This is a genomic window from Citreicoccus inhibens, from assembly GCF_019039035.1.
Classification (GTDB): domain Bacteria; phylum Myxococcota; class Myxococcia; order Myxococcales; family Myxococcaceae; genus Citreicoccus; species Citreicoccus inhibens.
The window spans coordinates 277,539-291,359 of the sequence record NZ_JAHNZT010000001.1 but is presented as its reverse complement, the minus strand read 5'-3'; the positions used below and the strand labels follow the sequence as shown (position 1 = coordinate 291,359).

Genomic DNA, 13,821 nt, shown 5'->3' with positions numbered 1-13,821 from the left:
CACCTCGCGAGCGGCTCCCCACCCTCCGCGCGCCACTCGCCGGACCTCCCAGGTCCGGTTCTTCCTTCTTCTTGGAGCGGACGTGGACGCGTTGGCACAGGCGGTGCCCGTGAGGGCGCCGCGGCGCTCGCTGCTCGCCAGCGCGCGACCGCTCATCCTCGCTCGGTTGCTCACCGCGGGGCTCACCTTCTGCATCCCGCTGGCGCTCGCGCGCATCCTCGACCTGAGCGGCTACGGCACCTACAAGCAGGCGCTGCTCATCGCCCAGACGCTCTACTACGTGCTGCCCTTCGGGGTGGCCCAGGGCCTCTACTTCTTCCTGCCGCGCACGGAGCGACCGCGTCCCTATCTGGGCCAGACGCTCCTCTACCTCGCCTGCGCGGGGGGCGTGGCGGCGCTGCTGCTCGCGCTCTTCCTGGCGCCGCTCGCCTCGGCCTTCTCCAACCCGGACCTGCTCGCGCACCGGGTCCCGTTGAGCTTGTACGTGCTCGGCGTGCTCGGGGCCTTCCCGCTGGAGGCGTCCCTCACGGCGCGGGGACGCACGGGCGCCGCGGCCATCGCGTACCTCGTCTCGGACGCGGTGAGGACCGCGGCCATGCTGGTGCCCATCGCGCTGGGGCTGGGCCTGAACGGACTGTTGTGGGGCCTGGCGGGGTTCGCGCTCGCGCGCATGGCGGTGGCCTGGGCGCTGTTCGCGGCGCGGGGCGGTGCAGGGCCGCTGCTGGATGGCGCCGCCTTCCGCGCGCAGGTGCGCTACGCGCTCCCTTTCGGGCTGTCGGTGCTGCTGACGATGGTGGCGCAGTATGGCCACCAGTTCGCGGTGAGCGCGGCGGTGACGCCCGAGGCCTTCGCCTTCTACGCGGTGGCGTGCTTCCAGCTCCCGCTCGTGGACCTGCTCTACACGCCGGTGAGCGAGGTGCTCATGGTGCGGCTCGGAGAGCTGGAGCGCACCGGGCACGTGGACGAGGCGGTGGCGGCCTTCCGCGACACCGTGGCGCGGCTGGCCACGTGGTTCTTCCCGCTCGCGATGCTGCTGTTCGCGTGCGCGCCCGAGTTCATCACCGTGCTGTTCGGCGCGCGCTTCCTGCCCGCCGTGCCGCTCTTCCGCCTCACGGTGCTGGGCACCGCGCTGTCGTGCCTTCCCGTGGACGCGGTGCTGCGCGGGCTCAATCACAACCCGGCGCTCTTGCGTGCCGCGCTGCTCAAGGCGCTGGTGGCGATGGCGCTGCTCGTCCCCGGGTTGTGGGTATTGGGGGTGACGGGGGCGCTCGCGTCGGTGGCGCTGACCGAGCTGTTCGGCGCGTCATGGCTTCTGTGGCAGGTGCGCCGCGCGCTGCGGGTCTCCGCGTGGGGCGCGCTCCTGCCCGGGGACGCGCTGGTGCGTCGCGCGGTGGCGAGCGTGGGCGCCGCGCTGCCGTGCCTGGGCGCGCACGTGGCGCTGGCGCCTCGACTGGCCGCGCTTCCCTCGGGCTGGCTCTGGCGGGTGCTCCCGCTCGGAGCGGGCGGCCTGCTCTTCACGGCCGCGTATCTCGCGCTGCTCGGTCGGTTGGGCGTCTCGGTGCGCGAGGTGCTGGGCGGGGCAAGTCCCGCGGGAGGTGGAACATGACGATGCAGGGACAGACGCGCGCGCTCCAGGACGCGGTGACGGGTGAGACGGTGTGGCTGGAGGGCCTGGGCTATCCCATGGCGCCGCTCTCCCAGCTCGCGCGCGACGCCCAGGTGGAGCGGTGCGAGCCCACGGCGCTGCGCGCGGGAGACTTCGCGGTGGTGCAGCATCCCAACGGCACCCTCGCCGCGTACCTGGTGCTGGCCGCGGGCGTGAAGCCTCAGACCGCGCCCTTCTGGGGCGAGCCCGGAGAAGAGATTCCCAAGCTGCTGGGGCGCGTGACCGCGCTGCGCGTGGGCGCGGGGCGCCGGGAGCTCAAGCTGGGCACCTGGGCTCGGCTGGGCGCGCGCGCGGCGCGCGAGGCGCTGCGGTTGGTGCGGCGCTCGGGCGCCCCTCGACTGCTGGGCTCGGCGCGAGCGCTGTGGGAGGGCCTGCCGCCGGTGCTCGCGATGAAGCGCCACCGCATGCTGCCGCTCACCGCGCGGCCCTTGCTGCCCTCGGACCGGGAGGCCCTGGCCGCGTTCGCGCGCGCCGAGGTCTCCGCGCGCGTGGAGCACCTGGACGCGCAGCTCCTGGGGCGCTGGCAGGAGGGCGGCATCGCGGTGGGCGCGTTCGACCGACACGGGCGCCTGTGCGGCCTCATCTACCTGGATGAGTACCGGCGCGAGGGCCTCGATGTGGAGGGCGTGTGGGTCCGCTCGCTGGTGGTCTCCAGTCGCGCGCGGCGGGTGGGCGTCGCACGCGAGATGAGCCTGGTGGCCGAGGCCCGGGCGCGGGCCATGGGCATCTCGGTGTTGCACGCGGACCTCCGGCCGGACAACACGCCGGTGCTCAAGCTGTTGGCCTACTGGGGCTTTCGCCCGGCGTCGGCCGCGGACGCGGAGGCGTTCAACGCCACCTGCAAGCGCGCGGGCCTGGAGGACGGCTGGGCGGTATGGAACTACGACGTGCCGGCGACACCGCGCGCACGGGCTCGGAGCGCGCGTCGATGAGCGTCTCTGGAAGCCCTCCCACCGAGCGGCTCGCGGGCCTGGATGCGCTGCGGGGCGCGCTGTCGCTGTGCGTCGTCTACGTGCACGCGGTGGTGCCCTTCACGCTGGGCGCCACGGGCTTCTATTACGCCGAGGCGGTGAAGCACCCGCTCGCGGACCTCACCTTCGACGTCGTGCACTACTGCTCGATGGAGGTCTTCTTCTTCATCTCCGGCTTCATCGCCGCGCGGCAGCTGGCGCGCGGCGGAGTGCCGGGGTTGGTGCGTCAGCGCCTGCGTCGCATCGGCGTGCCGCTGCTCGTCGCGGGCGCGCTGCTGGTGCCCATCGACCAGGGCCTGTTGGCGTTGGGCGAGGCGCTGGGCTTCCCGCGCACGCAGGTGTTCCCCACGGGCGTCCGGCCTCTGCACCTGTGGTTCCTCTACTACCTCGTGATGCTCACGGTGGGGACGGTGGCCGCCGCGTGGATGGCGCGCTGGCTGCCGGCGAGGCTGCTCGCCCGAGGGGAGCGGCTGGGGCTCAGGCTGCTCACGCGGCCTTGGGGCGCGCTCGTGTTGGCGCTGCCGGCCCTGGCGGTCCGCGTGGTGGGCCCTCGCGCGCAGTACTTCGACTATCGCCCCTCGGTGGGCTGGCTCCTGTACTTCGGCTTGTTCTTCGCGTGCGGTGCGGTGTTCGCGCGCCGCCCCGAGGGCTTCACCGCGTGGCGCTCCGACTGGCCCGGTTACCTGCTGACGGCCGCGAGCCTCTATGTGCTGTGGCATGTGGCGCTGCCCGCGGCGGGCTTGTCCTACCGCGCGGCGCGGGCCGTGGAGGCCGGGCTGATGTCCGGCTATGGCGGGTGCATGGTGCGCGGGCTGGTGGGGCTGTGCCTCGCGCGGCTCGCATCGCCTCCCGCCTGGCTGCGCGCGGTGACGCTCGCGTCCTACTGGACCTATCTGGTGCACTGGCCCGTGGTGTGCGCGACGCAGGTGGTGCTCGCGTGGGCCCATGCGCCCGCGCTCGCGCGGCTCGCCGTGGCCGCGGTGCTGGGCGTGACGGTGCCGGTGCTCACCTACCATCGCTTCATCCATCGCGGCTCACTCGGCCCATGGCTCGCGGGTGGGCGAGAGCCCCCGGCCGCCTCGTTGATTCCCCATGTCGCGAGCCTCGCCCGCGGCGGGTGAGCCACGCCCATTCCTCACACCCTCCTGGAGACCCCCGTGCGTCACCCCGCATCCATGCCCGACACCCGCCCCATCCGGCTCGTGCAGTTCACCAAGTCCTTCTGGCTCGGAGGCACCGAGGTCCAGGTGGTGGAGCTGCTGCGAGGGCTGCCTCGCCACTACCCCGTGCAGGTCGCGGTGCTGGAGAAGGATGGCCCGCTGCTGGAGGGCGTGCGCGCGCTGGGCATCGAGCCCGTCGCCTTCCCCCTGGGCCCGAGCGCGCGGCATCCCGTCACGCTCCGGAGGGTGGTGGCCGCCGCGAGCTGGCTGCGTCGGATGAAGGTGGAGTTGGTGCACGCGCAGGACCTCTATTCGGCGCTCATCGCGGTGCCGGCCGCGCGCCTGGCGGGGTGCAAGGTGGTGGTGAGCCGGCTGGACCTGGGGCACTGGCACACGTCGCTTCAGGCGCGCGTGCTGCGCTGGCTCACGGCCCACGCGCACCACGTGGTGGCCAACGCCGAGGCCATCCGCTCGCAGTTGCTCGCCAAGGAGGGGCTGCCCCCGGAGCGCGTGAGCGTCATCCGCAATGGCCTGGACGTGGCGGCCTTCGACGCGCGCGCGCGCGAGGGGCTGTTCCTGGACGTCCCGGACATTGGTGACGCGCCGCTGGTGGTGCACGTGGCCAACATGAGCCACCCGGTGAAGCGCCAGGAGGACCTCATCGCGGCGGTGGCGCGGGCGCGGCGTCGCGTGCCCACCCTGCAGGCCTTCCTGGTGGGGGATGGCGCGCGGAGGCCGGAGCTGGAGTCGTTCGCCTCGGCGCAGGGCGTGGCGGACGCGGTGCACTTCCTGAGCTGGCGGGCGGACGTGCCCGCCCTCTACGCGCGCGCCACCGTGGGGGTGAACTGCTCGGCGGCGGAGGGGCTGTCCAACGCGGTGATGGAGGGCATGGCGGCGGGGCTCCCCATGGTGGTGACCGACGTGGGCGGCAATCCGGAGTTGGTCGCGAATGGACGCCGGGGACGCGTGGTCCCCGCGCGCGCGCCGGACGCGCTGGCCTCGGCGTTGGTGGAGTTGGTGGGCGCGCCGGACACCGCGAAGGCCATGGGGCGCGCGGCGCGCTCGTTCGTGGTGTCCGAGCTGGGCTTGGGGCGGATGGTGGCGGAGCATGACGCGCTCTACCGTCGGCTCGTGCACGGGCCACTCACCCCCGCGCGCGATGCCGGGCCCGTGCCGCATCCCTAGCCTCTGCGGGCGCTCGGCGCACCCGGGCGGCACAGGAGGGCGGCATGCAACTGGAGGCGAGCCTCGACGGCGCGCACGTAGTCCGGCCCGCGGAGGCCGAGGCCGCCACCGCGCTGGCCGTGGCGGTGGTGCCCCTGTGCGCGCTCGCCGTCACGTCCACCGCGGTGGGCATGCACTGGGACATCTGCTGGCACCAGTCGATTGGCCGGGACACGTTCTGGTCTCCGCCCCACCTGGCCATTCAGTTCGGCGCGGTGCTCACCGGGCTGTGCTGCCTGCACGTGCTGTGGCGAGCCACCTTCGGCGCGGCGCAGGTGCGAGTGGCCGCGCGCGGCGCCTCGGTGCGCGTGTGGGGGCTGCGCGGTCCGCTGGGCGTGTTCGTCGCGGGCTGGGGCGGGGTGGCGATGCTCACCTCCGCGCCCTTCGACGACTGGTGGCACAACACCTACGGGCTCGACGTCAAGGTGCTGAGCCCGCCGCACGCGGTGCTCGTGGGTGGCATCCTGGTGATGCAGTCGGGCGTGCTCCTGCTCGTGCTGGGCGAGCGCAACCGCACCGCGCCGGACACGCTCGCGCACGCGCGCCATGACTCGCTGCTCCTGCACGTGTGCGGCATGGCGCTCACGTGCTACCTGGTGCTCACGCTGGAGCTGCTCTTGCCCAGCTACATGCACTCCGGGCTGTTCTTCCGGACAGTGGCGTTGGGCGTGCCGCTGCTGCTCGCCGTCACGCATCGGGCGAGCGGTCAGCGCTGGGCCTGCACGCAGGCGGTGGGGACCTATACCGCGCTGATGTTGTTGCTCGTCTGGGTGTTCCCGCTGTTCCCCGCCACGCCGCGCCTGGGGCCGGTGTACCTGCCGGTGTCGCACCTGGTGCCGCCGCCGTTCCCATTGCTGCTCATCGCGCCCGCGGCCCTGCTCGACGTGCTGCTGTCCCGCGTGCCCGGGTGGAGCGATGGGCGGCGAGCGTTCTGGGGCGGCACGCTGTTCCTCGTGAGCTTCGCGTTGGTGCAGTGGCCGTTCGCGGACTTTCTCATGTCGCCGTGGGCGCGCAATCCCATCTTCGCCGCGGACATGTTTGGCTACAGCACGCAGCCGAGCTCGTATGCCTATCGCCACCTCTTCCACGACGTAGAGGGCACGAGCGAGCGCTTCGTCTTGAACCTCGCGCTCGCTTGGGGGCTCAGCGTGGGGATGTTCCGGCTGGGGCTCGCGTCGGGTGCGTGGCTGCTGCGGCTGCGGCGCTGACGTGACGCCTCCCTTCCACCTCCCAAGGAGTTGTCTCATGCGCGTGTGGTGTGCGTCGGGCAGCGCGCTGCTGTCCCTGCTCTTGATGGGCCTGTCCGGCGTCGCGCTCGCGCACTCCGAGATCCAGGACCTCTTTCACGAAGGACAGGCCGGGCCGTACCGCCTGTTCGTCACGGTGCGTCCGCCCGCGGTGATTCCTGGCATCGCCGAGGTGCGCGTGCGCACCGAGCACGACGACGTGGACATGGTGGAGGTGGTGCCGCTGCCCCTGGAGGGCGCGGGCAGCCACCTGTCGCCCGCGGCGGACGTGGCGACGCGCTCGGAGGTGGATTCTCAGTCCTTCCGCGCGAGCCTGTGGCTGATGACGCCCGGGGCCTGGCAGGTGCGCATCACCGCGCATGGCAAGCGGGGCTCGCACACGCTGGCGGTGCCCGTCCGCGCGCTGCCCACGCGCACCGAGGACATGAGCACGCCGTTCTCGGCGCTGATGTTGGGGCTGTTGGTGTTGCTGTGGGTGGGCGCGGCGAGCGTGGCGCGGGCCGCGGCGCGCGAGGCCCGACTGGCCCCCGGAGAGAAGCTCTCCCGGCGCGATCGCCGCCGAGGCAACTGGGCCTTCGCGGCCACCGCGCTCTGCATGGGGCTGCTCGTCTGGGTGGGCGGGCGGTGGTGGCGCGAGGAGGCGCGCGGCTACGAGGCCCTCCTGTATCAGCCGCTGAAGCTCGCGGCGGACTACTTGCCGAAGGTGGGGGAGGGGACGCTCGCGCTGCGGCTGGAGGATCCAGGCTGGCTGCCCTCGCGGCGGCTGGATGACCTGGTCCCCGACCACGAGCACCTGATGCATGTCTTCATCGTCCGTGTGCCGGAGATGGATCGCGTCTATCACCTGCACCCGGAGAAGGTGGGCCCCGCGCGCTTCGAGCGCCCGCTGCCGCCCATGCCCGCCGGGCGCTATCAGGTCTGGGCGGAGGTGGTGCACGCCACGGGCATGACGGAGACCCTGCGCACGGAGCTGCTCCTGCCCGACGTCCCGGGCAGACCCGCGCAGGGGGATGACGCGCTGGGCACCGCCTCACCCCTGACGCAATCCTCGACGGACAGCCGCACCTTCACGCTGGAAGACGGCGCGCGCGTGGTGTGGCTGCGCGACGAGGGCCCGCTGTCGTTGGATGCTCCGGGGCACCTGCGCTTCCGCGTGGAGACCGCGGAGGGGCAGCCCGCCGGAGACCTGGAGCCCTACATGGGGATGCTCGGCCACGCGGCCATCGTGCGCACCGACCGCGAGGTCTTCGCGCACGTGCACCCCTCGGGCTCGGTGTCCATGGCGGCGCTGGACATCGCGCGCGCGGCGCTGAGCCCCCCTCCCGCGGAGGGCGCGGCGAAGGGGGAGATGCAGCACGCCGGGTGTCACGGCGCGGTGACGGGACCCATGCCCTCCGAGGTGGCCTTCCCCTTCGGCTTCTCGCTCCCGGGGCGCTACCGCCTGTTCATCCAGGTGAAGCGCCACGGCACGGTGCAGACCGCTGTCTTCGATGCGCGCGCAGGCGGCCGAGGTCTCACGCCGGTGTCGCAAGGCAAGGTGCCGTAACGCGGTAATACAAGGTTCATTCTGGAATAAGTGTTTACTCCTGTTATTCATGCTTAATCTGACAGGTGCGACACCTCACCCAGGAGGCCTTTCATGTCCATGCGTGTTGCCGTGCTGTCGTTGTGTCTGGCTGCTGTCGTCGGCTGTGGTGGTGCGGAGGCGGTTGACGAATCTCCGCTGGGGACGAACAAGTCGCAGTTGGTGGTGCCCACGGTCGAGAACCAGGTGGTGGCCCGCCTGGCGTCGAGCACGGGGGCCCCGTATGGGTATGCCGAGTACCTGCCGCCCGGCTATCTCACGTCGACGTCGAGCTATCCCGTCGTCATCCACCTGAACGGCAAGGATGAGTTCGGCACGTCCACGACGGAGGCGGACCTCTTGAGCGTGCTGACGCGGAATGGGGCCCTGAACCTCATTCAGACCTCGTCGACGTGGAAGACGTACTTCGGCACGCATCAGGTGATGGTGTTCTCGCCGCGCGCGCCGGCGGAGTGGTCGCCTGCGGTGCTGGATTCCTTCGTCGACTTCCTCGTGGCGAACTACCGCGTGGACCCCACGCGCATCTACCTCACCGGCCTGAGCCTTGGTGGCTACGGCGCGTGGAAGTATGCGTATGACCACGGCAGCCGTCTGGCGGCGCTGGCGCCCATGGCCACCAACATCGGTGGACCGGGCCCGAGCATCACGCAGCTCCAGAACGTGCCGGTCTGGGCCGTGCACACGTACGCGGATGGCACGTCGCTGTCGGCCGAGGTGTCGTGGCTGATCGGCCTGACCAAGCTCTATGGCCAGTACTCGCCGGTGAGCGTGGCGTCGCCGTCCACCACTGTGACGTACCCGTTCGATGCCGCGACGCACGCGTGGGGTGCCCCAGTGCCGGGCCTCGTGGGCACGGGCTCCTCCATCGCGCGGCTCACGGTGTATCCCGGCATTAGCCACAACTGCTGGGAGGCGACGTACGGCGACACCGTGTTCTGGGACTGGATGTTCGCGCAGCACCGCTGACGCTGGCTCGGTTGTTACCGCCTCGAGCCCACCGCGCCCGAGGCGGCCTGCCTGCCCAGCGTGCGCGGGGTGGAGCACGAGGGAAATCCCGAGGGAAAAGAGCGCGCATGGGTCGTGTTGCGCTCAGAAGGCCTGGACGCGATGCGCCATGGCCGCCCATCTCCTATGACCCTCGCACACACCACGAATGCGCCCCTGCATGCGCGCCGGGGCACCTTGCGCCGCAGCCTTCGACTCTCCACGCTGGAGGGGGTGCTGGCCGAGCTTGTGACGGCCTTCGCGGGAAGCGGTGTGCTCACTGCCTGGGCCCTGCACTTGCGCTGCAGCCCCATCCTCGTCGCCCTGCTCGCCGCGCTGCCGGCGCTGCTCCAACTGGTGCACCTGCCGTCGGCGTGGCTGACGCAGGCGCGCGGCAGCCGTCCCGTGGCCATCCTCGCGGTGGGAGCCTCCCGCCTGGCCCTGCTGCCCCTGCTCGCGTTCCCGTTCCTGGGGCTGACGCTGGAGAGCAAGCGGCTGCTCTTCCTGGGCATCACCGTCCTCTACGCGCTGCTGGGCATCATCGCGAACAACGCCTGGACCGCGTGGATGGGGGACCTGGTCCCCGCGCCCGTGCGGGGCCGTTACTTCGGCCAGCGCACCTCGTTGGGCGTGCTGGCGGGTGGCGTGGCCGGGCTGGCGGTGGGGCTGGCGCTCGACTCCGCTCGCAAGCATGGGCAGGAGCCGCAGGTGCTCGCGCTGCTCGCGCTGGTGGGCACCCTCGTCGGCGTGGCCTCGCTCGTGTTGATGGCGCGTCAGGCGCCTCCCGCGGGCGTGTCGCGCCGAGCGGTGTGCGCGGTGTGCGCGGTGTCTCCCTTTCGCGATCGCCGGCTGCGTCCGCTGCTCACGTACCAGGTGGTGTGGGGCGCGGCGGTGGGTGTCTCCGCGAGCTTCGGGGTCGTCTACATGCTTCAGGACCTGCGCATGGGCTTCGGCCTCATCGCGGGCTACGGCGCGGCCGTGGCGCTGGTGCGCGTGCTCGCCATGCGTCGCTGGGGCAAGGTCATCCAGCGCGTCGGCGCGCGGTCGGTGCTGGTCGTCTGCTCGTTCGGGCTCATCTTCCTGCCGCTGCTGTGGCTGGTGCCGCCCAGTGACTTCACGCTGTGGCTGCTGGGCATCGACGTGCTGATGGCCGGCATCCTGTGGGGCGGCCACGGTCTCGCGTCGTTCGAGCTGCCGCTCTCGCTGGCCCCCGCGAAGCGCCGTCCGTTCTACGTCGCGGCGTTCCACAAGGCGGGCGGGCTGGCGTTCGCGCTCGCGTCGCTCGCCGGCGGTTGGCTGGCGACGCAGGTGCCCTCTCGCCTGTTCATCCACGGCGAGGCGTTCCACGGCCTCCAGCTCCTGTTCCTGCTGTCCGCGCTGGGGCGGCTGTTCGCGGCGCCCCTGGCCCTTCGAGGTCGGCGCTGCCAGGAGGGCGCGGTGCCCGCCGCGTGCTTCGCGTGAGCGCTCGGAATCAGCGTCGCCAGTAGCGCCACACCCAACGGTCCGCGCGCTCGACCTCCTCGAAGCGGGCGAGCAGTGGGGGCAAGAGGCTCTCGGGAAGCCGGAGCTGGGCGAGCAGCGCGCGGACCTCCAGCTTGCGCGTCAGGGCGAGCAGCGCCTCTCGCTCCGGCTCCGTCAGGTCTGGATGCCAGCAGTCCGCGATGAGCACCACGCGGCGCTCGTTGCTCGGGTTCGTCGTCTCGTGCTCGAACGAGTCGTGGAAGGCGAGCACGCGGTCCGTGCGCCACGCGCGGGCTTCGGTGCCTACCCGGATGGCGGACCCTTCAGGGACGCGCAGCCCCAGGTGCAGGCGCATGCGGAACCCATCCCAAGCGAAGCCCGGCACCGCGCGCGTGGCCGGCGCGTGCGCGGAGAACATCACGTCGCCCAGGGGCAGATCGGTGCACTCGCCCGCCAGCGAGCGCACCACGCGCGCGGTGGAGTCCATGGCCAGCTCGGGCCAGAAGAGGCGATCCACGCGCTCGCCCGCGAAGTAGATGGGGTGCACCGTCCAGCGGCCCGTCCCCACGATGTCGGTGTGGTAGTGGAGCAGGGGAGAGCTCTCCAGCCGCGCCAGGTCGTTGCGCACGGCATTGACCTGTTGCTCCAGCGCGCTCGCCGCCTCCGGGGGTGGGTCTCTCCAGGGGCGCTCCTCCAGGCCGGGGAAGGGCGGGAACACCACGGGCGCTTGTCCTGGAGGCGCGGGGGGCGGCGCGATGTCTCCGAGCAGGATGCGCAGGTAGTGCTTCATCCGCTCCAGCTCGGGGCCCGCGGCCAGGACCGCATCCACGAAGCCGCCCGTCACGGCCAGCCGGATGAGCTCCTCGCGCACCTGGATGGGGAGGTCCTCCTGCTCGGGGGCTTCGTTCATGGCGTGCCTCGGGCCTCGGCTGCGGGCTGCGTCAAGGCGCCCAGCTCCGTTCGTTGGCCGGCCTTGACGGTGAATCGGCGGGAGACGTCCTTCACGTACAGCACGTGCTCTCCCGGTGAGAGCCCCGCCACCAGGAAGCTCCCATCGAGATGGGTGAACTGCCACGCGCCATGCCACCGGTCATCGATGACGATGCTGGGAGGACCCTCTCCTCGCGCCTCGGGTCCCAGCGCGATGTGGCCGGCCACCGCGCCGGTCTCCTCCAACTGGATGTTCGCCGTCAGGTGTTCGCCGGGCTCCCCCGAGAAGGTGACGCTGCCCGCGCGACCATCGGGGAGCCACGCGTAGATGGTTTGGGGGCTTCCGGAGCGCGGTTGCACCACGAATCCACCTCCCTCGAATCGGTGCGCGGTGTAGTGCCGGGGGTTATTGCCGCACGCCCCGGAGAAGGGCTGCTCCACCGCCACGCTGACTCCGCTCGCGAGGGTGCCATCCGGAAGCACGACATGGCCGGCCAGCTCGAACGGCTCGCGGGGAGTGGGGTCGGGCCGAATGAACATCCTGCGATAGTCCGGATCCGGAGTGACCGCCACGCGCGTGGAGAACAGCACGCCGGGCTTGAGCGTGACCTGTTGGCGGCCGCCCAGGACTCCGCCACCGTTGCTGCCCTGGAACCGGAGCTGCCAACTGCCGGACTCGACGGGACCGCGCCACGTCCCATCGGGCTGGAGGCTCAAGTCGACGTCGCCGACGGTGACGGATTGAATGACGTCTGCCTTTCCGACCTTGCCCGCGCGTCGCCCGAGTCGCACCGTGACGGGCGTGAAGCCCGCGAGCTGGAGGTCCGCGTGTCCCTCCGCACCCTCGGCGATCGCGTCGAGAACGCGGTACATGCCGCGTCCCTCCGCGGCAACGGGCGAGACGGAGACCCTGCCGGGCGTGAGCCCCTCGATTCGGAACGCGCCTTGCGCATCCGAGACCGCCTCCATGGGCATGCGCCACGCGGACATCTCGTCGCCCCAGGCGACCACGCGAACGCCGGGCGCGGGCGCACCGTCCAGCCCCGTGATGCGGCCCGAGAGCGAGGCGCCCGGAGGAAGCCGCAGCTCGACGGAGAGCGCCCCGTTCGCGACCACGCCGACGTGGCTCTCACAGGACTCGGCATGGCCAGGGCCGCGCGCGCATACGTCGAACAGGCCCGCGTGCGCCGAGGCGAACAGTGCCTGTCCGTCCGCGTCCGTCTGCACGGACTCGAGGACCGAGGCCGGAGTGATGGGGCCGCGCAGGAGCACCACCTTCGCGTTCGCGACGGGCGTCCCCTGTTGAGCGGACAACACACGCACGCGCACCGTGGCGGTGCCCTCCAGCGTCGGAGGCTCCGCGGGAACAGGGCTCGGCGCGGACGTCCCCGCGCCCCGCGCCGTCGCGGAAGTGCCCGAGCCCGACGTGGCCGAACCCTTCGCGGGCTCCGCCGGGCCCACCGCCGCGGCGGACGCGGCTGACGGAGCGCGCGCCCCGGGCGCGGGAGTGGGGGGCGTGCCTCGCGCGGTAGGCGCTTCCTGAATGGCGGAGGGAGCCGGCGGTGACGGCGCGGCGGTGACGCGCAGAACCCCTACGGTTCCGAGTACCAACGCGGCTCCCGCCGAGAGGCCCGCCCATGTCAGCGTGTTCTTCATCGCGTGCTCCCGCTTGCAAGTGCCCGGGGCGCTGCTTCCCGGAAGATCGCGTGTGCATCAGGACTCCGAGGGCCGCGCGGAATGCCTGTGGGGGACTCCGAGGCGTGTGCTTCGCGCGGCGCGCCCCCCGCCACCGCCCCTGCCCGGGGCCGCAGCATGTCATCTCCACCCGTGCTCGCGCATCCCCCCGCGCGGCGCTCAGGCCCCCGCATGAACGCCCAGCATTCGCAGCGCGAGCTCCGCATGGACATCCGCCAGCGTTTCCGCGTCGAGTCCCTCGGTGGGCTCGTACCAGTAGGGCAGGCGCAGGCCCATGGTGGCGATCGCCGCGCCCGTCACGAGCGGATGCGAGGCGGAGAAGACCCCCTGGGTCCTGCCTTGCTCGATGACCTCGCGCAGCAACGCGGATGAACGCTCCCGCAGCAGGAGCGAGGGCGCCGCCAACTCGGGCGGCAGCGCGTGGATCTCCTCGTTCACCACCACGGCGAGCTGCGGATGGTGCGCGTGCAGGAGCGTGTGCGCGCGCACGAGCGCCCGCAGCCGCGCGACAGGTGCGTCCCCCGCGCTCGCCAGCGCCGCGCGAAGTCCCTCGTGATGGACCTCGTGCCCCAGCCTCACCAGCTCCGCGAGCACATGCTCCTTGGAGGGGAAGTGCGCATAGAGCGCGCTGGGCCGCAGCGCCAGCGCCTTGGCCAGATCCCGGATGGAGGCGTCGTGAAAGCCCCGGCACGCGAAGAGCTGGAGCGCCACCTCCAGGATGCGGCGCCGCGTTCCCTCGGGCGTCGCCGAGCTGGGAAGGACCGCCGGGCGCGCGCGCAGTCGGGAACGAGGAGGCGTGGACATGATTGAAATCCTTGAAAAACGAACGTTCGTTCAGATAGGGTGAGAACCCAGAAAACAACGACGACTCACTCTAACCCGACATCTGAACGGTCGT

Annotated in this window: 11 protein-coding genes; 8 read left to right on the top strand and 3 right to left on the bottom strand. The window is 71.9% G+C overall.

Annotated features, from left to right (window positions below):
- Positions 1 to 82: 82 nt before the first annotated feature.
- From KRR26_RS01090 to KRR26_RS01055, 8 genes are all read left to right on the top strand, one after another.
- Complete coding sequence (locus KRR26_RS01090; RefSeq protein ID WP_217078921.1) at positions 83 to 1,606, top strand: oligosaccharide flippase family protein; 1,524 nt, start codon at positions 83 to 85, stop codon at positions 1,604 to 1,606.
- Positions 1,603 to 2,598, top strand: coding sequence for a GNAT family N-acetyltransferase (locus KRR26_RS01085; protein WP_147422933.1), 996 nt, complete (start codon positions 1,603 to 1,605; stop codon positions 2,596 to 2,598). The genes KRR26_RS01090 and KRR26_RS01085 overlap by 4 nt, the downstream gene beginning before the upstream one ends.
- Complete coding sequence (locus KRR26_RS01080) at positions 2,595 to 3,758, top strand: acyltransferase family protein (protein WP_217078920.1); 1,164 nt, start codon at positions 2,595 to 2,597, stop codon at positions 3,756 to 3,758. The genes KRR26_RS01085 and KRR26_RS01080 overlap by 4 nt, the downstream gene beginning before the upstream one ends.
- A 36-nt stretch (positions 3,759 to 3,794) precedes the next feature.
- On the top strand, positions 3,795 to 4,982 hold the full coding sequence (locus KRR26_RS01075; protein WP_321202761.1) for a glycosyltransferase: 1,188 nt from the start codon (positions 3,795 to 3,797) through the stop codon (positions 4,980 to 4,982).
- A 44-nt stretch (positions 4,983 to 5,026) separates the two neighbouring features.
- On the top strand, positions 5,027 to 6,229 hold the full coding sequence (locus KRR26_RS01070; protein ID WP_120205235.1) for a hypothetical protein: 1,203 nt from the start codon (positions 5,027 to 5,029) through the stop codon (positions 6,227 to 6,229).
- 37 nt (positions 6,230 to 6,266) lie between these two features.
- Complete coding sequence (locus tag KRR26_RS01065) at positions 6,267 to 7,814, top strand: hypothetical protein (RefSeq protein WP_217078919.1); 1,548 nt, start codon at positions 6,267 to 6,269, stop codon at positions 7,812 to 7,814.
- 93 nt (positions 7,815 to 7,907) lie between these two features.
- Positions 7,908 to 8,819, top strand: a complete 912-nt coding sequence (locus KRR26_RS01060; RefSeq protein ID WP_217078918.1) for a carboxylesterase family protein — start codon at positions 7,908 to 7,910, stop codon at positions 8,817 to 8,819.
- A 165-nt stretch (positions 8,820 to 8,984) separates the two neighbouring features.
- Positions 8,985 to 10,298, top strand: coding sequence for an MFS transporter (locus KRR26_RS01055; RefSeq protein WP_158611438.1), 1,314 nt, complete (start codon positions 8,985 to 8,987; stop codon positions 10,296 to 10,298).
- A 10-nt stretch (positions 10,299 to 10,308) separates the two neighbouring features.
- Here KRR26_RS01055 and KRR26_RS01050 read toward each other — a convergent pair whose 3' ends face one another.
- From KRR26_RS01050 to KRR26_RS01040, 3 genes are all read right to left on the bottom strand, one after another.
- On the bottom strand, positions 10,309 to 11,208 hold the full coding sequence (locus KRR26_RS01050) for an aspartyl/asparaginyl beta-hydroxylase domain-containing protein (RefSeq protein WP_120205242.1): 900 nt from the start codon (positions 11,206 to 11,208) through the stop codon (positions 10,309 to 10,311).
- On the bottom strand, positions 11,205 to 12,884 hold the full coding sequence (locus KRR26_RS01045; RefSeq protein WP_217078917.1) for a carboxypeptidase-like regulatory domain-containing protein: 1,680 nt from the start codon (positions 12,882 to 12,884) through the stop codon (positions 11,205 to 11,207). The genes KRR26_RS01050 and KRR26_RS01045 overlap by 4 nt, the downstream gene beginning before the upstream one ends.
- Before the next feature lie 198 nt (positions 12,885 to 13,082).
- On the bottom strand, positions 13,083 to 13,727 hold the full coding sequence (locus KRR26_RS01040) for a TetR/AcrR family transcriptional regulator (RefSeq protein WP_120205245.1): 645 nt from the start codon (positions 13,725 to 13,727) through the stop codon (positions 13,083 to 13,085).
- Between the last annotated feature and the right edge of the window lie 94 nt (positions 13,728 to 13,821).

Bases quoted from the DNA above. Each gene is read 5' to 3' on its own strand.
- KRR26_RS01085 (WP_147422933.1), top strand. From the start codon at position 1,603: ATGACGATGCAGGGACAGACGCGCGCGCTCCAGGACGCGGTGACGGGT.
- KRR26_RS01080 (WP_217078920.1), top strand. From the start codon at position 2,595: ATGAGCGTCTCTGGAAGCCCTCCCACCGAGCGGCTCGCGGGCCTGGAT.
- KRR26_RS01070 (WP_120205235.1), top strand. From the start codon at position 5,027: ATGCAACTGGAGGCGAGCCTCGACGGCGCGCACGTAGTCCGGCCCGCG.
- KRR26_RS01065 (WP_217078919.1), top strand. From the start codon at position 6,267: ATGCGCGTGTGGTGTGCGTCGGGCAGCGCGCTGCTGTCCCTGCTCTTG.
- KRR26_RS01060 (WP_217078918.1), top strand. From the start codon at position 7,908: ATGTCCATGCGTGTTGCCGTGCTGTCGTTGTGTCTGGCTGCTGTCGTC.
- KRR26_RS01055 (WP_158611438.1), top strand. From the start codon at position 8,985: ATGACCCTCGCACACACCACGAATGCGCCCCTGCATGCGCGCCGGGGC.
- KRR26_RS01050 (WP_120205242.1), bottom strand. From the start codon at position 11,208: ATGAACGAAGCCCCCGAGCAGGAGGACCTCCCCATCCAGGTGCGCGAG.
- KRR26_RS01045 (WP_217078917.1), bottom strand. From the start codon at position 12,884: ATGAAGAACACGCTGACATGGGCGGGCCTCTCGGCGGGAGCCGCGTTG.
- KRR26_RS01040 (WP_120205245.1), bottom strand. From the start codon at position 13,727: ATGTCCACGCCTCCTCGTTCCCGACTGCGCGCGCGCCCGGCGGTCCTT.